Annotated in this window: 18 protein-coding genes; 8 read left to right on the forward strand and 10 right to left on the reverse strand. The window is 58.2% G+C overall.

Going from position 1 to position 21,459, the window contains the following annotated elements; all coding sequences use genetic code 11:
* Window positions 1-183 precede the first annotated feature (183 nt).
* Together VEB01_RS12330 and VEB01_RS12335 are read right to left on the reverse strand one after the other, a co-directional pair.
* A complete protein-coding gene (locus tag VEB01_RS12330) occupies window positions 184-786 on the reverse strand; it encodes a hypothetical protein (RefSeq protein ID WP_324875839.1) in 603 nt (200 codons plus the stop codon).
* 32 nt (window positions 787-818) lie between these two features.
* Window positions 819-1,544, reverse strand: coding sequence for an SURF1 family protein (locus VEB01_RS12335; RefSeq protein WP_324875841.1), 726 nt, complete (start codon window positions 1,542-1,544; stop codon window positions 819-821).
* Between the two features lie 59 nt (window positions 1,545-1,603).
* Here VEB01_RS12335 and VEB01_RS12340 point away from each other — a divergent pair, with 59 nt between their 5' ends.
* Together VEB01_RS12340 and VEB01_RS12345 are read left to right on the forward strand one after the other, a co-directional pair.
* On the forward strand, window positions 1,604-1,876 hold the full coding sequence (locus tag VEB01_RS12340; RefSeq protein ID WP_324875843.1) for a twin transmembrane helix small protein: 273 nt from the start codon (window positions 1,604-1,606) through the stop codon (window positions 1,874-1,876).
* Window positions 1,877-2,156: 280 nt separating this feature from the next.
* Entirely contained in the window at window positions 2,157-4,469 is a 2,313-nt protein-coding gene (locus VEB01_RS12345) for a DUF1631 domain-containing protein (RefSeq protein ID WP_324875845.1), read from the forward strand.
* Window positions 4,470-4,523: 54 nt separating this feature from the next.
* On the opposite strand, the gene VEB01_RS12350 is transcribed toward VEB01_RS12345, so the two are convergent.
* The 3 genes from VEB01_RS12350 to gap form a co-directional block, all read right to left on the reverse strand.
* On the reverse strand, window positions 4,524-5,522 hold the full coding sequence (locus VEB01_RS12350; RefSeq protein ID WP_324875847.1) for a class 1 fructose-bisphosphatase: 999 nt from the start codon (window positions 5,520-5,522) through the stop codon (window positions 4,524-4,526).
* Window positions 5,523-5,585: 63 nt separating this feature from the next.
* Window positions 5,586-7,022, reverse strand: a complete 1,437-nt coding sequence (gene pyk, locus VEB01_RS12355) for a pyruvate kinase (RefSeq protein ID WP_324875848.1) — start codon at window positions 7,020-7,022, stop codon at window positions 5,586-5,588.
* Between the two features lie 14 nt (window positions 7,023-7,036).
* Window positions 7,037-8,050 carry a type I glyceraldehyde-3-phosphate dehydrogenase gene (gene gap, locus VEB01_RS12360; protein WP_324875851.1) on the reverse strand — a complete coding sequence of 338 codons (1,014 nt, stop codon included), beginning with the start codon at window positions 8,048-8,050 and terminating at the stop codon, window positions 7,037-7,039.
* Between the two features lie 302 nt (window positions 8,051-8,352).
* On the opposite strand from gap, the gene VEB01_RS12365 reads away from it, so the two are divergent.
* Complete coding sequence (locus VEB01_RS12365; RefSeq protein ID WP_324875853.1) at window positions 8,353-8,769, forward strand: hypothetical protein; 417 nt, start codon at window positions 8,353-8,355, stop codon at window positions 8,767-8,769.
* 33 nt (window positions 8,770-8,802) lie between these two features.
* Window positions 8,803-11,157: a Lon protease family protein gene (locus VEB01_RS12370; RefSeq protein WP_324875855.1), complete on the forward strand. Its 2,355-nt coding sequence runs from the start codon at window positions 8,803-8,805 to the stop codon at window positions 11,155-11,157.
* 21 nt (window positions 11,158-11,178) lie between these two features.
* Here VEB01_RS12370 and VEB01_RS12375 read toward each other — a convergent pair whose 3' ends face one another.
* The 5 genes from VEB01_RS12375 to VEB01_RS12395 all read right to left on the reverse strand — a co-directional run bounded on the left by VEB01_RS12375 (window position 11,179) and on the right by VEB01_RS12395 (window position 15,316).
* Window positions 11,179-11,427 (reverse strand): YfhL family 4Fe-4S dicluster ferredoxin, encoded by a 249-nt coding sequence (locus tag VEB01_RS12375; protein WP_324875857.1) that lies wholly within the window; start codon window positions 11,425-11,427, stop codon window positions 11,179-11,181.
* 143 nt (window positions 11,428-11,570) lie between these two features.
* Window positions 11,571-12,068 (reverse strand): pantetheine-phosphate adenylyltransferase, encoded by a 498-nt coding sequence (gene coaD, locus VEB01_RS12380; protein ID WP_324875859.1) that lies wholly within the window; start codon window positions 12,066-12,068, stop codon window positions 11,571-11,573.
* A gap of 5 nt (window positions 12,069-12,073) precedes the next feature.
* Window positions 12,074-12,634, reverse strand: coding sequence for a 16S rRNA (guanine(966)-N(2))-methyltransferase RsmD (rsmD, locus tag VEB01_RS12385; RefSeq protein ID WP_324875861.1), 561 nt, complete (start codon window positions 12,632-12,634; stop codon window positions 12,074-12,076).
* Window positions 12,631-13,944, reverse strand: coding sequence for a M16 family metallopeptidase (locus tag VEB01_RS12390; RefSeq protein ID WP_324875863.1), 1,314 nt, complete (start codon window positions 13,942-13,944; stop codon window positions 12,631-12,633). The genes rsmD and VEB01_RS12390 overlap by 4 nt, the downstream gene beginning before the upstream one ends.
* Complete coding sequence (locus VEB01_RS12395; protein ID WP_324875865.1) at window positions 13,934-15,316, reverse strand: M16 family metallopeptidase; 1,383 nt, start codon at window positions 15,314-15,316, stop codon at window positions 13,934-13,936. Before VEB01_RS12395 ends, VEB01_RS12390 begins: the two co-directional genes overlap by 11 nt.
* Before the next feature lie 83 nt (window positions 15,317-15,399).
* Here VEB01_RS12395 and cyoE point away from each other — a divergent pair, with 83 nt between their 5' ends.
* The 4 genes from cyoE to lon all read left to right on the forward strand — a co-directional run bounded on the left by cyoE (window position 15,400) and on the right by lon (window position 21,326).
* Window positions 15,400-16,314: a heme o synthase gene (cyoE, locus tag VEB01_RS12400; protein ID WP_324875866.1), complete on the forward strand. Its 915-nt coding sequence runs from the start codon at window positions 15,400-15,402 to the stop codon at window positions 16,312-16,314.
* A gap of 182 nt (window positions 16,315-16,496) precedes the next feature.
* Window positions 16,497-18,263: a single-stranded-DNA-specific exonuclease RecJ gene (gene recJ, locus VEB01_RS12405; RefSeq protein ID WP_324875867.1), complete on the forward strand. Its 1,767-nt coding sequence runs from the start codon at window positions 16,497-16,499 to the stop codon at window positions 18,261-18,263.
* Window positions 18,264-18,549: 286 nt separating this feature from the next.
* Window positions 18,550-18,954, forward strand: a complete 405-nt coding sequence (locus VEB01_RS12410; protein ID WP_324875869.1) for an Hsp20/alpha crystallin family protein — start codon at window positions 18,550-18,552, stop codon at window positions 18,952-18,954.
* An 8-nt stretch (window positions 18,955-18,962) separates the two neighbouring features.
* Window positions 18,963-21,326: an endopeptidase La gene (lon, locus tag VEB01_RS12415; protein WP_324875871.1), complete on the forward strand. Its 2,364-nt coding sequence runs from the start codon at window positions 18,963-18,965 to the stop codon at window positions 21,324-21,326.
* The last annotated feature ends 133 nt before the right edge of the window (window positions 21,327-21,459 follow it).

The following is a 21,459-nucleotide window of genomic DNA, read 5'->3' on the forward strand; positions in this document are numbered from 1 at the left end:
TCGATCGCGGTGATCCGAACCGAATAGCGGTCCTGGTTTGAAGGCGTCGGCATCCGATTCAGAGGTTGTGAAAAGAACCGTCGCGAGCGGCCCGACTTCGTTCGAGAAGCGCAGGCGTACAGGGAGTACGTTGAGCATCGCAGGCGCGGACTCGGGCCGCGCAGTAGGTTTTTTCACAATCTCTCAGCCAATCTGTGACGCGCGAAGGAGATGCTTCAAATCCTTGAGTACGCCGTAAGGGTCGAACCCGGAATCGTACCATAGGGCTGCATTCCCAAACGGGTCTATAAGAATCACCATGCCCTCGGTCAACGGTTTTTCAACCGCAGCCGCCAATTTCTGCGATAGAGCTTCGCTCGCTACCGCCAGCAGCAAGGTTTGATCGTCCTTGAGCAAGGGAGCGAGATCGGCAGCAACCGGATCATCTGCCACCAGCAATAAACGACGCACCCGCGGAATTTCCTTGTTCAGCATGAGCCTTATCTGCTTGGTCTTATGAAGGGTTTCCGCACAACGGTCAACGCACTTGCCCGAGACCACATGCAACATCACCCAACGACCTTTAACCTCCGACAGCACTTCGCTCCGACTGACGGGGCGTGCGAGCAACTCGCCGTAATCGATAGGCCTCGGCGGAAGAACCAAGTTGCCGTAATTGCTGCGCTTGGTGATCAACTGGGGATTGTTGGCGTAATACCAAGCGGCTCCGAAGGGAATTATGGAAATAAGGGCGATAAAAATGATCAGGGCGCGATTTCGCCACAGAGAGTTCGTTGGGAGAGACATGAGTAGGAAGAATCGTATTGAAAATTAGGAGATTATTGCCTTTGAGGCCGCGATTTGACGCCGTGCCGAACGTACAACACCAAAGCAACCAAAGCGAACAGAAACCATTGCAGCGCATAACCCAGGTTTTTTCCCGGGTCGAGACGAGTTTCCTTCCAAACTCGGGTATAGCCTTCGGCAACCGTTTCGTCCGCCAGAACCTGATAGGGAAGCACTGCATACCCGAGCCGCTCGCCGATGCGCGCCGTATCCACGACTTGGACCACGGCCGGCCAACCGGCCGTGGGTATCTCCGCGCCTTCGAGACGCCAACCGACACCCGGGAAGCGCTCCACGATGCCGGTGACTTGCACGATCGGCTGACGAATGTCCAGGTTGGGCAGTTCGGCTCGGGTGCGGCCCAGAGGTATCCAACCACGGTTCACCAGGACCGCGGCCTCGGTTCCCGCAATACGCAGAGGCGTCAACACGTGGTATCCGGGACTTTGCCGGTGGATCTGATTATCCAGGAGAAACTGATGACCCACATCGTATTCGCCCGAGACTATGACTCGCCGGTATCGAATATCTTCCAAGTTCGGCTCTTCGGCGCGTAACGTAAGCGGCTCATCCTGTATCCGCTGGAGCCGCAATTCCATCATGCCTTTTTTCTCGTCGGCTCGATGCAGCTGCCAAAAACCCAAGGAAACAAACAGGGGAAGGACTATGATCAATCCTAGCGAGGCGGCCAACCCCGGTTTGAAGCTATAATCACGCAATCGTCACCTCTGGGTGAGAACGTCCGGTCACCACACCGCCTTAAACCGCGAAGTATTGAATGCCATTTGTGAAAGCGCTCATTATTCTGTTCCTGCTGATTATCATCGGAAGCCTGGGCACGGCGTTGGTTTACCTCGTTAAGGACCGCACCCGTTCTCCACGGACGGTAAAAGCCCTGACTGTCCGCATTGGTTTATCCATCGGCTTGTTTATCATACTGCTTCTGGCTTACCGCCTCGGACTACTGCACCCGCACGGCCTCCCGACCGGCCGGACCCCGCCGCCCGCGGAAAACAAGGGGCAGAGTGACGGCTTGCGGCAGCCGCCTTAAAAGAAGGCAAATCCTGAAATGCGGCTTTTTAGAGCCGCACGCAGTCTTGCTGCCGTCAACATCAATATGATAACCGGTGCAGGCTTGAATTGAGCGGGATTTTACGATGCCATCCATAGGTTTGACCAAAGATAGCGAATGGACATATTGCTCTGTACTGAAACCCACTCCGGGTGGCGCATTACGCAAATCTTTTCGATAATTCGTTCGGCAGCGCGAATATTTCGCCGTTTAATCTTTAAGCCAACATTAAGACGGAATCAACCGAAAGCACCCGACTATGGATTTACCGCAATCGAATACACCCGTCGCTAGCGAGACTCGCCAAGAAATTCTGCCGCGTTATCGGGATTTGCTCGGCTCCATCCAGGAGGAGGTTGTCGGGCAATTCGGCGACCTCTTCAAGCAAATGTTCGAGCAGATGGACGGGTTTATGCTGAACTTAGCCGAGAACGCCGACACCAACGCCATGCGCAGCCATGTCTTTGAGGTCATGCACGAGATTCTTTTGCGGCAAACCCATATCCAGCAGAGCTTCATGGGCGAGCTCAACAGGGGCTTCGACAATTTCGCACAAGGCAAGACGGAACCCTTAAGAACATCCACGCCGCCACGGAGTGGAAAACTAAGCCTCATTGGCAAGGACGATTACGACGTGGCGCTGGCCTACTCCGAGGCGGTGCGAAAGGCGAACGAGAATTACGCGCCTCAGCTATTTTCGCTCAACCACCGTTTGGCGATCATCAACGGCGGCATCAAGCTCGGGGAGTTTCATCCCGCTCTGCCCGGTTCGCCGGCCCAGGTGTGCGATGCGATACAAACGGCACTGGAGGCTCTCGATCTGCCCGTCGATCATAAGGTTCGAATTGCGCTGGCCGAGGAATTCGATCGCCTGGTCACACGGCGCGCCGAAAACATTTATGTCCGCTTCAATGATTCGCTGATCGCGGGCGGCGTACTTCCGAACCTTTCCCTAGAGGCAATCGGCTACAAACCCTCGGAGCAGACAACGCCGAGGCCCGCGCCGACGCCAAGTCCGGCCGCTGTTACACCCGCCTCGGAAACCGCCCAGCGCGACGAAACACGGGTCGTTGAACCGGACGACGGCGCCGATGCGACGCTGGAACACGAGATTTTCCGTAGCATTCAGGAAATCCTTGCCCGGCGCCATCAAGGCGAGATGCCTCAACCAACCCGGCATATCGTCTCATCCCCCACCAATTTCGCGAGTCTGATGACCTCGCTGAAGACCTTGCAAATGAGCGCGCCGCCCATAACACAACTCCAACTTGCGCAGATACCGTTGGAGTCCATTAAGGAAAGCTTCTCCGCGCAACTTGCCCAACTGGCCGAAATAGTCCAGCAGCAGCAGGTGAACTCGGCGGAAGCGGACGTCATCGATTTGGTGGGCATGCTGTTCGAATACATCCTCAATGACAACAGCCTGCCGGATTCGGTCAAAGCTCTGCTGAGCCATTTGCACACCCCTTATCTCAAGGTTGCAATCCTGGACAAGAAGTTCTTCTTCCGGAGCAAACACCCGGCACGGCGGCTATTGAATGCCATGGCTCAAGCGGGAGCTTGGTGCAACGTGGAGGACAACAACGGACAGGGCGTTTTCACAAAAATGCGCTCCATCGTTGATCGGATTATTCAGGAGTTCGACGATAACACCCAGCTATTTGCCGAACTCCTGGACGAGTTCACGGCTTTCTTGGATACCTTCAACCAGCGTTCCAAGGTCATGGAAAAGCGCGCGGTCGAATCAGCCAAAGGCCGGGACCGGCTGCGCGAGGCGCGCCAGATCGTATCCCAGGAGATCGTTGACCGCACCTGGGACCGTAGCCTGCCCAAAGCCGCCGAAGATCTGATAATGGGCACTTGGGCCAATGTGCTGGTGTTGACCTGGCTCCGGAATGGGAAGGATAGCGAAGAATGGAAAAATGCTCTCGCGGTGGTCGACGACATCATTTCGAGCGTGACTCCCAAGTCCACTCCGGATGAGCAACAAAAGCTCCGGGCAAAAATACCTCAGTTAGAAGAATCGATCCGCAGCGGCCTCGCCATGATCGGCGATCCGGACGTCAACGCCAGTCGCCTCATAGAGGATTTGAGGGTCTGTTATCACGATCTCCAACGAGGGTCCGCCGATGCAACCGGAGCGGCCCAGCCGGCGGAAGACAAAAGGGAGATTCGGCCAGCCCCGCCGGAAGTGCAGGCCGATAAAGCGCTCTGGGATGACGTGGAAGTGCCGGCGGCAACCGAATTGCCGCTCCTGAAAAACTCATCGCCCGAACTTGCGGAGATCGTTAGCCAATTGAAGGCGGCTAAACTGGGCACCTGGTTCGAGTTTACCCATCCGGAGAAAAGAACCCGGCAACGCGGCAAGTTATCTTGGTTCAGCCCCAAAACCTCCTACTACATTTTCGTCGATCAAGCCGGTATCCAGGTCGCCGTAAAATCTCTCAGAATCTTGGCCAAGGAAATCGCGAAAGGCGAAACCCGAATCCTGCCGATCGCGAGAAAGCCCTTTATCGATCGTGCCCTTGAGACCGTCTATTCGCTGCTCAAGCAATCCGACGAGCCGGCATAAGCTTCCGCCCTGCCCGGCAATCAAGGACTGCCGGACCTTTCGAGGGTCATAACGTTACCGGTGGTAAGACACCACCCGATCGACTTCCGCTTTCGAGCCCAAAATCACGGGTATGCGCTGATGGATGCTGGTCGGCTCAAGGTCCATGATGCGCTGGCGCCCCGTCGAACTTGCGCCTCCCGCCTGCTCGACAATGAAACTCATCGGGTTGGCTTCGTACATCAAGCGCAAGCGTCCCGGCTTGCTTACGTCCCGTGTGTCGTACGGATACATGAAGATGCCGCCCCGGGTCAGAATGCGGTAAACCTCCGCAACCATCGAAGCCACCCAACGCATGTTGAAATTCTTCTCCCGACCGCCGTCCTTGCCCTTGAGACACTCGTCGATATAGCGCTTGACCGGCTCCTCCCAATAGCGCTGATTGGACATGTTGACGGCAAACTCGGAGGTTTCCCGGGGAATCTGCATATTGGGGTGCGTTAAAACGAATTCTCCCACGTCCCGGTCCAGCGTAAAGCCGTTCACTCCGTTGCCGGTTGTCAGCACCATCAGGGTAGTCGGCCCGTAGGTGCAGAATCCCGCGGCCACCTGTTTGGTTCCGGGCTGAAGGAAATCCGCTTCGGCTGGATTGACCACACCTTCCGGCACACGAAGAATGGAGAAAATCGTGCCCACCGTTAGGTTGATGTCGATATTGGACGATCCGTCGAGAGGATCGAAGCAGATCAGGTATTTGCCTCTCGAATAGCCCGGTGGAATCTGAATGATCTCATCGTTCTCCTCCGAGGCCATGGCGGCTAGATGCCCGGTCCACTCGAGCGACCTGATGAAAATATCGTTGGAGATCACGTCCAACTTCTTCTGCGTTTCACCCTGGATATTTTCGGACCCCGCGATACCGAGATTGCCGGCCAGGCCCCCGCGATTCACCTCGTGCGCAATAGCCTTGCAGGCGGTCGCAATATCGCTGAGCAACATCGTGAACTCGCCCGTAGCGTTCGGACTTTTGCGCTGCTCGTGGATGAGAAATCGTGTTAAATATTCGCCGTTCATGCATTTTCCCTTATGACGAAAATGGTAAAAGCCGACCATCCCAAACGGCAGAGAATCCGCGTCCTACACACCTCCAACGCGGGCGATCTTCAAGGCATTGGTTCCGCCACGCACCCCGGTCAGATCGCCTTTGGTCAGAATGACTAAATCGCCTTGCTTCACCAGATCGCGGCTCAGAAACTCGTTGATGATCTCCCGGTTCAGAACCGCGTGATCGGACGTTGTACTATAAAAGCTAATGGGATACACGCCGCGATAGAGCGTAACTTTGCGGCAGGTTTTTTCATGCCGGGTCAACGCGTAAATCGGAATGCCGGAGCTTATGCGGGACATCCACAAAGGCGTCGAGCCCGTTTCCGTCTGCGCACCGATCGCTTTAACCGGTAAATGATTGGCGACATACATGGACGCCATCGCAATCGCTTCGTCGATGTAGCCGAACGTCTCGTCGATGCGGTGGCCGGATTGCCTAACCCGAGGATGCTGCTCGGCCTCCTTGCATATCCTGTTCATCGCCGCTATCGCCTTGTCCGGATATTTGCCGGTGGCCGTTTCGGCGGAAAGCATTACCGCATCGGTGCCGTCGATCACCGCATTGGCGACATCGAACACCTCCGCACGGGTAGGCATCGGACTGTGGATCATGGATTCCATCATCTGCGTGGCCGTAATAACCGCGCGGTCCCGGCTTCGTGCCAGCTTGATCAGGTCCTTCTGCACCCACGGCAAAACGGCATCGCCGATTTCCACGCCGAGATCGCCGCGCGCCACCATGATGGCGTCCGATGCGTCGACTATGGCCTCGATCACGCCCGGCTGCAAAGCCTCGGCGCGTTCTATCTTGGCCACGATCCCGGCTTCTCCCCCCGCGGCGCGCAGCAAGTCTCGCGCTTCCTGGAGATCCGAGGCGGACCGCGGGAAGGATACGGCAAGATAATCGGCATCGATTTCGGCCGCCGTTTTGATGTCCAGCTTATCCTTGTCGGTCAATGCCGCCGCGGATAGACCGCCGCCCTGTTTGTTGATGCCCTTGTGGTTGGACAGTTCTCCCCCGATGATCACTCTGCAGACGATCCGGGAACCTTCTATCCTGTCCACGCCCAGTTCGATGCGGCCGTCATCCAGCAGCAGAACATCGCCCGGATTCACATCTCTCGGCAAATCGGAATACAGGCATCCTACCTGGTGCTCATCGCCCTGATCCGGGGGAAATGCCGTGTCCAGATCGAAGCGGGCGTTTTCCCGAAGATGGACTTTGCCGTTACCCTGGAAACGCGCAATCCGGATCTTGGGTCCCTGCAAATCAACCAGGATGCCGACATGGCGGTTCAGCTTCCGAGTGATAGCCCGCACCGCCTCGGCGCGCTTCTTGTGGGTCTCCGCGTCACCGTGGGAAAAATTAAGCCGGGCGACATCGAGACCCGCTCTGATCGCTCGTTCCAAAACAGCCGGATCGTCCGTGGCCGGGCCTAGGGTCGCTACTATCTTCGTGCGTCTCATCTCATCGTTCGTCTCTAGCGAGCTTCCATTAAAGCGGCCGTGGAATCCAACATACGATTGGAGAAACCCCACTCGTTGTCGTACCAAGCCAATACTTTGACCATATTGCCCTGCATCACCTTGGTAAGGGTAGCCTCGTAAATCGAGGAGCGGGCATCATGATTGAAATCCATGGATACCAAAGGCAGATCGTTGTAACCGAGGATCCCCTTCAACGAACCTTCCGAAGCCTTGCGGATGATGTCGTGAATCTCGTCCTTGCTGGTCTTGCGCGATGCAACGAAAGTGAGATCGACCAGCGAAACGTTGATGGTGGGCACACGAATCGCGAAACCGTCCAGCCGGCCGGCCAATTCGGGCAGCACCAATCCGACTGCCGCAGCGGCGCCGGTTTTGGTGGGAATCATCGATTGCGTGGCGGATCGAGCACGACGCAGATCTTTGTGGTAAACATCGGTCAGCACCTGGTCGTTGGTGTAGGAATGAATGGTGGTCATCAAACCGTGTTCGACGCCTATCGCCTCGTGCAAGGGCTTGACCAGCGGCGCCAGGCAGTTGGTCGTGCAGGATGCGTTCGAAATTACCGTGTCGCTGGACTTAAGGGTGTTGTCGTTGACGCCGTAAACGATGGTGGCATCCACGTCTTCTCCGCCCGGCGCGGAAATGATTACTTTCTTCGCACCCGCGGCGAGATGGGCCGATGCCTTGGCCTTGGAGGTAAAAATACCCGTGCATTCGTGAACGACATCAACTCCCAAATCGCGCCAGGGCAATTTGGAAGGATCGCGCTCGGCAAACACGCGAATCCGGTCGCCATTGACGATCATGGAGTCGCCGTCCACCGAAACTTCCCCCGGAAAGCGGCCGTGCACCGTATCGTACTTGGTAAGGTGCGCGTTGGTATTGGCGTCGCCCAGATCGTTAATCGCTACAATTTGGATCTCCCCGGTTCGTTGCGACTCGTATAAAGCCCGCAGGACATTCCGCCCGATGCGACCATATCCGTTGATTGCAACTTTAATCGTCATGGCTTTTCTCCAAACTCAAAGGGTAACGGTACTGATGGAATGGTCTTGATAATTTTTGAATTGGACTGACCTCGTCCGGACGCGGCCACGCTGGTACTTGGAACGGAGAGTGAGATTGACTCGACATGCCGGGGTTTTCCGCCAAATCCAAACCAGAGGGGTCGCTAGCTGTGCTTTACATCCCGGCTTTCTTGACAGGTCTGGCTTTCGAATATAGCAAACTCAAACTTTGTTATCCAGTTATTGAAACTAGCGGGCTCGCGCGCTAGCGTAAGTGGCAACGGCTAGCGAGGAGGGTCGAGATGTATACAAAAGAAGTCTTTCATCGTTCCAGGGAACTTAAACGGGAAACACGCACTCTGCCCGCCATCGTTTATAACCTTTCCAGAACCCTGCTTTACCGAAGTGGCGAAAAGGCCTTGTTCGTCCCTGTCCGCAGCATGCTTTACCTGGCCGTGATCGACCTGGAGGAAATCGTCTTTCTGGATGGTGCCGTTTCCCGCAGCAACATCGTCCTCGCCTGGCAGAATTTTCGGGCCCGGGAGCGTAGCGCCTTGGACGAGCCAGTCCCTTACGAGGCGGTTTATTACACGGAAGATTCGCTGAATATCATGCAGCGTATACAAAGCGAGTTTCAGCGCGCGTTGCGGCAAATGGACGATAAGGAACAGAGCGAATCCAAATCGGGCGCCGAAATCATCCCTTTGAAGCGACGCTGATAGCCATCTGCAAGATCGTTTGGAATATCTCCGATGACAAGCTCTCACGCAACATTCGGATTACCTCCCGCAGCCCTCAAAGCGGGCGTTCGACTGGAGAATCTATCCTTCGCGACAACCGAAGATCTGGAACCGTTCCACGGCATGCTGGGACAGATTCGGGCACACTCGGCCATCGCTTTCGGCGTCGCCATGCAAAGGCCCGGCTACAACATCTACGTCATGGGCGAAACCGGAACCGGACGCCTCTCGTTGGTCGGCAACTATCTCAAGGCTCGCGCGCGAGAACAGGCGTCTTCAGATGATTGGGCCTACCTCAACAATTTCGACGACCCGCGCAAACCATTCGCTTTGCAGCTCCCGCCGGGCCTCGGCAAATCCTTGCTCGCCGATATCGAAACGCTGGTCGACAACCTTCTGGCGACCTTTCCGGCGGCTTTCGAGAACCCGGCTTACCTAAGGCGCAAAACGGCCGTCGACCGAGAGGTCAAGCAACGCTATAACCGGGCGGTCGACAAGGTCGAGCGGCGCGCCAAGCACTATAGCATCGCCCTCTTCCGCGACGGCGACACCGTCGTATTCAGCCCGCTGATGAACGGTAAACCTGCCGGAGAAGACGATTTCGCCGCCTTGCCGAACACCGAAAAGGACAGGTTCCACGATCACGTTAGGGAATTAGAGGATTACCTGAATGAACTCCTCTCGGAAATGCCGCAATGGAAGCGCGAGAGCATTAACCAACTGCGACAGCTCGATAAATCGACGATCGACGAAGCCATCGAGCCTCTATTGGACAGCTTATATAGCAAATACGCCGATTTGCCGGCGGTACTGCAATACTTGACTGAAATACGCCGCAGTCTGCGCCGTGTTGTCGTGGAGCATTTGGCTGAAGAGCGTGGACATGAACCCCACGAGGAAGCGGCAAAACGGGCGATCCTGATCGCGCAATATGCCCCGCGGCTACTGGTCAGCCATAGCCCCGGCACCGGCGCGCCGGTGGTCTATGAAGCGAATCCCAACCACCCCAACTTATTCGGCCGTCTTGAGTACGCTAGCGAACAAGGTGTTTTAACCACCCATTACCGCTTGATATACCCCGGCGCGATGCATCAGGCCAATGGCGGCTACTTGATACTGGAGGCCGAGAAATTAATCGCCGAGCCCCACGTCTGGCCGACGCTGAAGCGAACGCTTAAAACCCGTCAAATCAGGATCGAGTCTCCCACCGAGGATCAGCTTGCAGTCGCTCCGACGCTTGATCCGGACGTGATCCCGTTGTCTGTCAAGCTCGTTCTGGTCGGCTCTCGCGAACTTTACTACCTGCTGCAATCCATGGACGAAGAGTTCAACGAATTATTCCGGGTTCTCGCGGAGTTCGATGACGATATCCCACGCACCGCCGGATCGATGCTGAATTTTGCCCGGCTGATTAAAACCCACGCCGAAGCCGACGGCTTCAAGCCTATAACCGCTGGCGGCGTCGCTCGGCTGATCGAGTACAGCGCACGGCTGGCGGAACATCAGGAACGTCTTTCCGCGCGTGTGCGCGATGTGTTCGAGCTGGTCGCCGAGGCGGAGCAACTCCGCGGACGGGACGGCGCGGAAGCCATTGCCGAGCGGCATGTCCAAAAGGCGTTGGCCGCCAGGGAAGAACGGCTCGGACGCATCAGCCAGATTCTGCTGGAGGACATGCTGAGCGATACCATTCTGATCGACACCGATGGGGATTCGGTCGGCAGAATCAACGGCCTGACCATATTGGAAATCGGGGACTGGCGATTCGGAATGCCGGCGCGCATTACCGCCACCGTTTATCCCGGCAGCCGCGGCGTGGTGGACATCGAGCGCGAAGCCGAACTGGGGCAGGCGATCCACTCCAAAGGCATCATGATTCTTTCGGGTTACCTGGGCCATAACTATGCCTCGGAATTCCCCCTGGCGATCTCCGCCAACATCGCCTTGGAGCAATCTTACGGTTATGTGGACGGCGACAGCGCGTCCCTTGCCGAGTTGTGCGCCTTGATTTCGGCCCTCACCGGCGTGCCGCTGGCCCAATCCTTCGCCGTCACCGGTTCAATCAATCAATACGGCGAGGTACAAACCGTAGGCGGCATTAACGAAAAGATCGAGGGTTTCTTTCGCTTGTGCGAAGCGCGGGGACTTACCGGGAGACAAGGTGTCGTCATCCCGAAAGCCAACACCCGCAACTTGATGCTGAAGGACGAGGTTATCGAGGCCGTTCGCCGGCGCGCGTTCCTGATCCATGCGGTGAACTCGGTGGATCACACCCTGGAATTGCTGACCGGACAAAAGGCCGGGGAAATCAACCGTCTTGCCGTGGCCAAACTGCGGCAAATGGCCAGGCATGCCGAGCGGAGGTTCTAAAGCTTTCCTTCGCGGGGCACCCTACCCCTTCGCCAAGGCCAAATATTTTTCATAAAGCGTCCCGTGATCTTCCGAGTAATCCGGATCCTTTTGAATACAGTCCACGGGGCACACTTCCATGCATTGCGGCTTGTCGAAATGCCCGACACACTCCGTGCACTGCGCCGGGTTGATCTCGTAAATTTCCTCGCCTTGCGAAATGGCGCCGTTCGGGCACTCGGGCTCGCACACATCGCAGTTGATACATTCGTCGGTAATAATCAGAGCCATAGCTATCTCACTGAAAACGTGTTTTAAAAACGTCGCGAGCGAGCCGAGTGCAAGGCGCCCGGAGCACAGGACCCGGAGTGTACATAGAGTACATGAGGAGTCCGAGCACCGCGCAACGCCGCACTTGGACCGCGTAGTAGCTTTTAAGACACGTTTTGAAAATCGGCATACTTTGTGACCAATGCCTCCCGCACCAGTTCCGGCACGAAACTCGACACGTCCCCGCCGAGCTTTGCAATTTCGCGAATCACCGAAGACGAAATGAACGCGTACTCTTCGCTGGGCGTCAAAAACATCGTCTCCAATTCCGCGCAAAGGTGGCGGTTCATGCCGGCCAATTGAAACTCGAACTCGAAATCCGACACCGCGCGGAGTCCGCGCAGAATCACAGTGGCGCCGCACTTTTTCGCGCAGTTCACCAGCAAGGTATCGAAGCCCAGAATCTCGACGTTTCCCACGGCCTGCAGCGCATGGCGCGCCAGTTCCACCCGCTCGTCCAAAGTGAACAAGGGAATCTTGTTCTTGTTCTCCGCCACGGCGACGACCACTCGATCGAAAATGCGGGCGGCACGGGTCACCAAGTCGACATGACCGTTGGTGATGGGATCGAATGTTCCGGGATAGATCGCGGTGATGATCATGAGAATTAACCGGAAAATATACGCTCACACAGGTGATAGCCGACTTCGCCCGCCTTGTTGCCGCGCAAAATTTGCCAGTTCTCCGGAAGACCCTCGAGCCGAAAGGCGCTTTCGGCTTCCAGATAGATTTTGGCGCGGGACGATAGCCAACCGTTCTCTTCAAGTGCTCGGCAGCACGGAATTACCAAATCCTGGTGGAAGGGTGGGTCGAGAAAGACCACGTCGAACGGCTGCCCCTCACCCGCCAAGAAACGCCTAACCTCTGCTTGGACGATTTCCACCGCCTCTGCGTTCAATAGAGTGCGATTCCGTTCGAGGGCTGCGCAGGCCGCAGCGTCCCGCTCCACCTGCACGACCCTCGCGGCGCCGCGGGAAGCGGCTTCAAGGCCCAGTGCGCCGCTGCCGGCGTAGAGATCAAGGCAGCGGGCGCTCTCGATTTCGTCTCGCAGCCAGTTGAACAGCGTTTCCCGCACCCGGTCCGGTGTCGGCCGGAGCCCGGGCGCATCGGGAAACTTGAGTTTGCGGCTGCGGAAGCGTCCGCCGATGATGCGGAGCTCATTCTTCACTTCGCCCCGCCGCCGACCAGCACGGTCCGGAGCTTATCCGGATCGACCCGGGACCGGAAAGCCCGCTTGATATCCTCCCGGGTCACTGCTTCCACCTTTTCGGTGAACCTGGCGAGATAATCCAGGGGACGGTTGTAAAATGCAACGATAGCCACCTGCTCGGTGAGCTTTTGATTGCTGTCCAAGCGTAAAACGAATCCGCCGATGATGTTTTTCTTGGCGGCCTCCAACTCCTTGTCGGTAGGCCCATTCGCGGCGAAATCCTTGACGGTTTTGAGGGCTACGCGCAGCGCCTCCTCGGCCTGATCGTTGCGGGTTTGAAGCCCCACCTGGAAAGGCCCTGCCTCCCGAAGCGGCATGAAATAGCTGTACGCGTTGTAGGAAAGCCCCCGTTTTTCACGAACCTCCTCACTGATGCGGGAAACGAGGCCGCTGCCGCCCAAAATGTGGTTGCCCACGTAAAGGGGGAAATAATCCGGATCGGTTGCCGTCATCCCGATCAGGCCGGCACGCACGTGGGTCTGCTCGGAAGGGAACGGCCGCTTGACGGTTTCAACCGAATGGATGGGCTCGGGCGCCGACAATGCAGGTGAAACGGCGCCTTGCTCAAGACCCGAAAGCAGCTTTTCCGCAATCGATTCCGCATCCGCCCGTTTCACCTCGCCCACGATAACGACGATCGCGTTTTTCGCCACGTAGTAGCGTTTGTGGAAATCGACGAGATCCTCGCGGGTCAAAGGCTCCACGGTTTCCGTAAACCCTTCCTGAGGGTGAGCGTAGGGATGGTTGCCGTACAGCGCTTGAAAGAACGCGATTTCGGCGAGGTCGTCCGGCTGTTCGCCGCGCTGTTTGATCGCGAGCAACGTCCGGTTTTTCTCTCGATCGAAGTCTTTTTGCTCGAAACGGGGACGAGCCAGAATTTCCCGCCCCGTCTCCAGTGCGACGCCGAGCTTTTCGGGATGCGTCAGGCTGCGCAGCGACAACCAGGCCGTATCGCGCGAAACACCGGTACCCAAGGATGCCCCGACGCTCTCGAGCCGTTGGGCGATGGCGTCGGCGTCCCAATCTCCCGCACCGGTATCGAGCATACCCGAAGTGAGGGCCGCGAGACCGAATTTTTCCGCGTCGCGGGCACTACCGGCGTCGAAGACGACACGGACGTCAAGCAGCGGCAAGCCTTCGGTCGGTACGAAATAGATCCGGCCGCCTTGCGGCGAAACCCAATGCTGGATCTCCGGCACGGCGTATACCGGCGCGCTGATCAATAAAAACAGAAGCACAAGGCATCGGGACACGCGCTTAACGGACATGATCGCCTCCCATCGGTGCGGTTTCTTCCGGCGCCTTGGCGCCCTCGGGCAAGGGTAACGGTTCCAAATAGGCCACGCTGAGCCGATCGTCGATCAGGTATTTGCGGGCGACCTGTTGAATCTGCTCGGCCGTCACGGCGTTGACCTTATCCACATACTCTTGAATGGTCTTCCAACCGAGTCCGACGGTTTCGGTCGCCCCGAGCTGCATGGCCTGATAGAACATGGAATCCCTCTGATAAACGTGGTGGGCCAGCACTTGCGCCTTGACCCGCTCCAATTCCGCGGCGGAAACCGACTCGTCCTGAAGACGACGGATTTCCTCCCTCAGCGCTTTCTCCAATGCCTGCAGGGTCTTGCCCTGAACGGGCGTACCCTCCAAGGTAAAGAGATTGGACAAGCGCGAGTAGAGGTCATAGCCGGCCCCGGCGGATGCGGCCACCTGCTGCCCGCGCACCAGACGGCTGGACAGGCGGGCGCTGTTGCCGCCATCCAGAATCCCGGCGGCGACTTCCAGGGCGTAAGCCTCCCAATCCTCTTGGCCTATCGTCCTCAAGGCAGGCGTCTTATAGCCCATCACGAGGTAGGGCAGCTTGGCCGGCAGATGTACGGTCATACGACGCGGCCCCAATTGCTCGACTTCGCCCCGGGGCTTGATCTCCGGCAGCTTGCTCGGTTTCAACGGGCCGAAATGCTTCTTGGCGAGCGTGTATACCTCCTGCGGGTTCACGTCGCCCACGATGACGACTGTCGCATTATTCGGCGCGTACCAGAGCCCGTACCAATACTTGAGATCGTCGACGGTCAGCCCGCCAACGTCATCCGGCCAACCGATGACGGGGTTCTTGTAAGGACTATTGGTATAGGCGAGCGACTGAAAATGCTCTTCCATCTTGGCCCGCGGCTGGTCGTCCGTGCGCAGCCGGCGTTCCTCCAGGACAACTTGTTGTTCTTTCTTGAATTCCTTGTCCGCCAGAAGCAGATACCGCATGCGGTCGGCTTCCAGTTCGAAGCTTACGGGAAGCCTGGTCTTTTCCAGGGTCTGAAAATAGGCGGTGTAATCTTGCCCGGTGAAGGCGTTTTCTCGGCCTCCGTTTGCTGCGATAATACGGGAGAATTCACCAGGCGGATGTTTCTCGGTACCCTTGAACATCATATGTTCAAGCATGTGCGAGATTCCGGTGATGCCGCCGTGCTCATAGCTTGCGCCCACTTTGTACCAGACTTGCGAAACGACTGCCGGCGCACGGTGGTCTTCCTGGACCAAAAGCTTCAACCCGTTATCCAGCCGGAACTCGTGAACCGCAGGCTCAGCAGCGTGAAGCGACAGCGGTGATACCAGCAGGGCCAGACGGAGTCCGCGAAACAGCATTTGACGCTCTCCTTAATGTGTTGGGGATCGAACGGCAGGTTGCCGAACCAGCCGATATTGTAAACGAAGACCGTAGCGAAACGATGAACTCGACGACTGATATCGAATCCACGAACGCCGTTTCCTGGAGAACCTATCTCGCCCTGTGCAAGCTCAAGGTAGTTGGCCACATCGTGTTCACCGCCGTGATCGGCATGTTTTTGGCCGTTCCGGGACTGCCTCCGCTGGCTGTTTCATTGTGGGCGACGCTGGGCATTGGACTGGCCGCCGCCTCCGCAGCCGCTCTCAATCACTTCCTGGACCGGCGCGCCGATGCCGAAATGGCACGCACCCAAAACCGGCCCTTGCCGTCCGGCCACGTTCAGCCGAGCCAGGTCGTGACCTTCGCCGTCACTCTGGGCGTGCTTTCGATGGCGATTCTGACCGTCTTCGTGAACCCGCTTACCGCGTTTTTAACCTTCCTTTCACTGATCGGCTACGCCTTCGTTTACACCGTTTATCTGAAGCGCGCGACACCGCAGAACATCGTGATCGGGGGCGCGGCCGGCGCGGCTCCGCCGGTACTCGGCTGGTGCGCCGTGACCGGCGGGGTGCACCCTTACGCCCTGCTGCTGTTTCTGCTGATCTTCACCTGGACCCCACCTCACTTTTGGGCCTATGCGATCGCCAAACGGGACGATTACGCCAAGGTCAACATCCCCATGCTGCCCGTCACCCATGGCGTGGAGATCACCCAACTGCATATTCTTCTCTACACCATATTGCTGCTGATCGTGAGCCTCTTCCCGTATCTCACCGGCATGAGCGGTTTTCTCTACCTGGGAGCGGCCGTGGGACTAGGCGGCGGCTTTCTGTACTACGCGGTTCGGCTTAAGAAAGAGGCCGACAACAAGCTGGCCATGACAACTTTCGGCTATTCGCTGGTCTATTTGGTCGGGATATTTTCGGCCTTGTTGATAGATCATTACGTGCCGCTCATTGCGGACTTGTTTCGGTAGTTTGTAGGCCGGAATAAGCACAGCGTTTCCGGCCCACGCTTCTCCATTTCCACGACCGAGTTGCGCCGTTCCCGGGCGAAACGGCAGAACCGCCTGTCAATATCAGGTACAGTAGTCCTACGAGCGAGAGTAGAAAGCCGAGCTTTCTGCTTTAACCACCTAGTAAACCCATTCGCCGCCCAATGCCCTACTACCCGGTCAAAAAGAAAATCATCCCCCGTCCGCCCGATCAGCTCATCGGCCGGGCCTTCTCCCATCTTCCGCCGCTGCTGCAACGCATTTATACCGCGCGCCGTCTGACCGTCGCCGACGAGTTGGACCGCTCGCTGGCAAAACTCCCGTCACCCTGGCTGTTAAGCGGCATGGACGCCATGGCCGATCAACTGGCGGAGGCGATCCGGAACGATCAAAGCATTCTCGTCATTGCCGATTACGACACCGACGGAGCCACCGGCTGCGCCGTGGCCGTCCGAGGACTCCGGCTGCTCGGCGCTAGCCAAGTTTCCTATCTCGTGCCCAACCGCTTCGAATACGGCTACGGCCTGACACCGGAAATCGTCGCCATGGCCGCCCGAAGTGCCCCGGATATTCTGCTGACCGTCGACAACGGCATTTCCAGCCTGGAAGGCACGGCAGCGGCCAAAGCCCGCGGCATCCGGGTCCTCATCACCGACCATCACCTGCCGGGCTCGGAGCTTCCCGATGCGGATGCGATCGTTAACCCGAATCTCGCCGGAGATCCCTTCCCGAGCAAGTATTTGGCCGGCGTGGGCGTGATGTTTTATGTCCTTTCGGCGGTGCGAATCCGACTGCGAGCCGCCGGCCATTTCGCCCGAATCGGCCCTTCGACTTCGCTCAGGACAGGCATGGAAGAACCAAATCTCGCGCAACTCCTCGATCTGGTCGCCTTGGGGACGGTGGCCGATGTGGTGACTCTGGATCACGTCAACCGCATCCTGGTTCATCAGGGGCTGATGCGCATCCGCTCGGGACAAGCCCATGCCGGATTACTGGCGCTGCTGGAGGTTTCCGGGCGCAATTCGCGGCTGATCGCGGCAGCCGATCTCGGTTTCGCCGTGGCGCCCCGGCTCAATGCCGCCGGACGTCTCGAAGACATGACCCTGGGCATCGAGTGCTTGCTGACGGACGATTCGGATGCCGCCCGCGCCATGGCCGTCCGGCTCGACCAATTGAACCGGGACCGGCGCGAGATCGAGGAACAGATGAAACTCGACGCCCTCGCCCATCTCGAAGACCTCGATACCTCTTTGGCGACGAAGGCGGGACTTTGCTTGTTCGACGAGTCCTGGCACCAGGGCGTGGTCGGCATACTCGCGTCCCGGATCAAGGACCGCCTGAACCGGCCGGTGATCGCCTTCGCCGTCACCGATGGTGATGAAATCAAAGGGTCCGCGCGCTCCATTCCCGGCGTTCACATCCGCGACGTCCTGAGCGATATCGCGACCCGCCGTCCGGAATTGCTGCGGAGGTTCGGCGGACACGCCATGGCTGCGGGACTGAGTCTCCACCGCGACAACCTGCCCGAGTTCGCCGAAATCTTCGAGGAGGAAGTGGCCCGCCATTTGATCAGCATGGACCTCGACCACGCCATACACAGCGATGGACAACTCGAAGCCCACGAGATGGAACTGGAAATCGCCGAATTGCTGCGCCAATCCGGCCCCTGGGGCCAAGGCTTTCCGGAGCCCTTGTTCGACGGCGAATTCGACGTGGCGCAAAGCCGTATCGTCGGCGACTGCCATCTCAAACTGCTCCTCAAAATCCCGAACTCGGAAAAGCTGGTCGACGGTATCGCGTTTTTCGTCGACGACCCCGCCGACTGGCTCGATTGCCGACGGCTTCGCGCCGTTTATCGGCTCGATATCAATGAATTTCGCGACTCCCGAAGCGTCCAATTGCGTATGGAGTACATGGAAGGTCGCGACTAAAGCGACGTTTGCGATTGGAAGGGGCCGACTAAAGGCCCGTTTGCGATTGGAAGGTCGCGATTAAAGCGACGTTTGCGATTGGAAGGGTGGCTCCGGCGTTCCCGGAGACACCGTTTGCGATTGGAAAGCGGCGAAACCTAAATCGTCTCTCCCGACGGATTCATCGAAACGGGAGCTTCGAGGGAGTTTATGCATCGGATAGGGATATCCGTGGCCGAGTTCCAGGCATCGCGCCGGCTTTGACCATGTACGGCTTCAAGCCTCCAGTTTTCGCGAGATTATTGCCATGTCGCACGGTCCGACAACCTGGATGTGGGCGCAAGCCTGCGAGATGTTGGAACAGGCGGAGCGCCTTCACCGGCGCTTCTTTCAAGTCCATCGACTCGTCGCCTCCCGGCCGGCGTGGGAACCACCGGTCGATATCATCGAAACGCACGATTCGGTCACCGTCACGGTAGTTTTGCCGGGCGTGTCCCCGGAAGCCATCGACGTTGCCGTAACCGAGGACATGCTCATCGTATCCGGCGAACGGTCTTTGCAAATCACTCCGGACACCGCCGTCATCCATCGTCTGGAAATCCCTTACGGCCGCTTCGAGCGGCGCATCCAACTGCCGCCTTGGCGCCTGCGTCCGGGGGACCCCATTTACGCAAACGGCTGTCTGACCATTCCTCTTTTTAAGACGGATTGATTGCCGCCATGAAAACTGAACAACGATCAGACAAACAAACAACATCCTCTGCGGCTCTGCCGCCGGATGCGATCGCAATTATCCCGGTGCGGAACATCGTGCTGTTTCCGGGCGTCATTATTCCAATCAGCGTCGGACGCGAAGCGTCCATTGCCGCGGCCCAGTATGCGCTCCGCCGGGAAGTCTCGGTCGGAATCCTGTTGCAGCGGGACTCCAAGGTGGACGCGCCCGAACCGGACGAGCTGTATTCGGTCGGCACGCAGGCCGCCATCCTGCGTTACGTGACCGGCCCGGAAGGCTCGCACAACATTGTCTGCCAGGGCGAACAACGCTTTCGCATCCTCGAGTTCCTGGAGGGTTATCCGTTTCTGGCGGCGCGGATCGAGCCGATCAAGGAGCAAGAGATTGAAACTCCGGCCATCGAGGCCCGCCTTTTACAATTGAAGGACCAGGTGGCCGAGGTTCTGGCCCTGCTCCCCCAGGCCCCGCCGGAATTGTTGAACGCCGTTCAACAGGTGTCGTCAGCCCCGGTGCTGGCCGATTTGGTGGCATCTTTCATGGATTTGGCGATCGCCGAAAAACAGGAAATCCTCGAAACGCTCGACCCTCAAACACGGCTCGACCGGATCATAAACCTCCTTCGCCACCGCATTCAGGTTCTCCGCATCTCCAGGGAAATCAGCGAGCAAACCAAGCAGACCATGGACGAGCGGCAGCGCGAATTTCTGCTTCGGGAGCAGCTTAAAACCATTCAAAGACAACTGGGCGAAACCGACGAACACACCGAAGAAATCGGCGAGCTGTACGAAGCCATCGCGAAGGCGAAAATGCCCGACGAGGCCGAAAACCAGGCGATTAAAGAATTAAAACGGCTGGAACGGATGTCCGAGGCGAGCGCCGAACATTCCATGGTGCGTGCCTATCTGGAATGGTTGGTCGAACTGCCCTGGTCGGTCGAGACCGAGGATCGGCTGGATATCGCCGAAGCCCGCCGCGTTCTGGACGACGACCATTACGGCCTCGAAAAGATCAAGCGCCGCATCCTGGAATACCTGGCGGTGCGCAAGCTCAATCCCGCGGGAAAAAGCCCGATCCTCTGCTTCGTCGGCCCGCCGGGCGTCGGCAAGACCTCCCTGGGGCAAAGCATCGCCCGCGCCACCGAACGGAAGTTCGTACGGGTCAGCCTTGGGGGCGTGCACGACGAGGCCGAAATCCGGGGTCATCGGCGCACCTACATCGGCGCGTTGCCCGGCAACATCATCCAGGCCATCCGCAAGGCCGGCGCCCGCAACTGCATCATGATGCTGGACGAAATCGACAAGCTCGGGGCCAGCTTCCACGGGGATCCCTCCGCGGCCCTGCTTGAAGTGCTCGACCCCGAGCAGAACAGCACCTTCCGCGACAACTATATCGCCGTTCCCTTCGATCTCAGCCGGGTCATGTTCATCGGCACCGCCAACATACTGGACACCGTTCCGGGCGCTTTGCGCGACCGCATGGAAGTGATCCACCTGCCCGGCTACACGGCGGAGGAAAAACTTCAGATCGCCCGCCGCTATCTTGTTTCCAAGCAGCGGGAGGCTTGCGGCTTGGAGTCCGACCGATGCGAAATCACCGACGAGGCGCTGAATGCCATCATCCGCGACTATACCCGCGAAGCCGGCGTCCGAAACCTGGAGCGGGAGATCGGCGCCGTCTTCCGCCATGCCGCCGTTCGCATCGCCGAAGGCGAAATCGAGCGACTGCAAGTCACTCCGGACCTGCTCCCGACCATTCTCGGCCCAAGGCGCTTTGAAAGTGAAGTCGCGATGCGTACCAGCGTGCCGGGTGTCGCCACCGGCCTCGCCTGGACTCCGGTGGGCGGCGACATCCTCTTCATCGAAGCCAGCCGCGCCCCCGGCACCGGCAAGCTGACGCTGACCGGGCAACTGGGGGACGTCATGAAGGAAAGCGCCCAAGCCGCCCTGAGTCTCGCCAAGGCCCGCTACGCCGACCTCGGCATCCAACCCGAGATATTCGAGAAAAGCGATATCCACATCCACGTACCCGCCGGAGCCACCCCCAAGGACGGCCCCAGCGCCGGCGTCGCCATCTTCGTCGCCCTCGTATCCCTCCTGACTCAAAAAGCGGTCCGCAGCGACACCGCCATGACCGGCGAAATCAGCCTCCGCGGCCTCGTGCTCCCCGTGGGCGGCATTAAAGAGAAGGTGCTCGCCGCCCTCGCCGCCGGCATCGCCCGCGTGCTCTTGCCGGCCCGCAACCAAAAGGAGCTGGAAGAGATCCCCGCCGAAGCGAAGGAAAAGCTGGAATTTGTCTGGCTGGAGCAGGTGGAGGATGCCCTGAGAGAAGCACTGGGCGAATTGACCGGCTAAGCACTGGACCGAGCGGTCGCGCAAGCAAACCGCTTATTCAAGCGCGTAAAGAAAAATAGGACGCGCACGAAGAGTTGGTAGTCCCCTCTCCCTCCGGGAGAGGGTGGCCGGCAGGCCGGGTGAAGGCAACAAG

This window comes from Methylocaldum sp. (assembly GCF_035627495.1).
GTDB lineage: Bacteria > Pseudomonadota > Gammaproteobacteria > Methylococcales > Methylococcaceae > Methylocaldum.

Bases quoted from the DNA above. Each gene is read 5' to 3' on its own strand.
- VEB01_RS12330 (WP_324875839.1), bottom strand. From the start codon at position 786: ATGTCTCTCCCAACGAACTCTCTGTGGCGAAATCGCGCCCTGATCATT.
- VEB01_RS12340 (WP_324875843.1), top strand. From the start codon at position 1,604: ATGCCATTTGTGAAAGCGCTCATTATTCTGTTCCTGCTGATTATCATC.
- VEB01_RS12345 (WP_324875845.1), top strand. From the start codon at position 2,157: ATGGATTTACCGCAATCGAATACACCCGTCGCTAGCGAGACTCGCCAA.
- VEB01_RS12350 (WP_324875847.1), bottom strand. From the start codon at position 5,522: ATGAACGGCGAATATTTAACACGATTTCTCATCCACGAGCAGCGCAAA.
- pyk (WP_324875848.1), bottom strand. From the start codon at position 7,022: ATGAGACGCACGAAGATAGTAGCGACCCTAGGCCCGGCCACGGACGAT.
- gap (WP_324875851.1), bottom strand. From the start codon at position 8,050: ATGACGATTAAAGTTGCAATCAACGGATATGGTCGCATCGGGCGGAAT.
- VEB01_RS12365 (WP_324875853.1), top strand. From the start codon at position 8,353: ATGTATACAAAAGAAGTCTTTCATCGTTCCAGGGAACTTAAACGGGAA.
- VEB01_RS12370 (WP_324875855.1), top strand. From the start codon at position 8,803: ATGACAAGCTCTCACGCAACATTCGGATTACCTCCCGCAGCCCTCAAA.
- VEB01_RS12375 (WP_324875857.1), bottom strand. From the start codon at position 11,427: ATGGCTCTGATTATTACCGACGAATGTATCAACTGCGATGTGTGCGAG.
- coaD (WP_324875859.1), bottom strand. From the start codon at position 12,068: ATGATCATCACCGCGATCTATCCCGGAACATTCGATCCCATCACCAAC.
- VEB01_RS12390 (WP_324875863.1), bottom strand. From the start codon at position 13,944: ATGTCCGTTAAGCGCGTGTCCCGATGCCTTGTGCTTCTGTTTTTATTG.
- VEB01_RS12395 (WP_324875865.1), bottom strand. From the start codon at position 15,316: ATGCTGTTTCGCGGACTCCGTCTGGCCCTGCTGGTATCACCGCTGTCG.
- cyoE (WP_324875866.1), top strand. From the start codon at position 15,400: ATGAACTCGACGACTGATATCGAATCCACGAACGCCGTTTCCTGGAGA.
- recJ (WP_324875867.1), top strand. From the start codon at position 16,497: ATGCCCTACTACCCGGTCAAAAAGAAAATCATCCCCCGTCCGCCCGAT.
- VEB01_RS12410 (WP_324875869.1), top strand. From the start codon at position 18,550: ATGTCGCACGGTCCGACAACCTGGATGTGGGCGCAAGCCTGCGAGATG.
- lon (WP_324875871.1), top strand. From the start codon at position 18,963: ATGAAAACTGAACAACGATCAGACAAACAAACAACATCCTCTGCGGCT.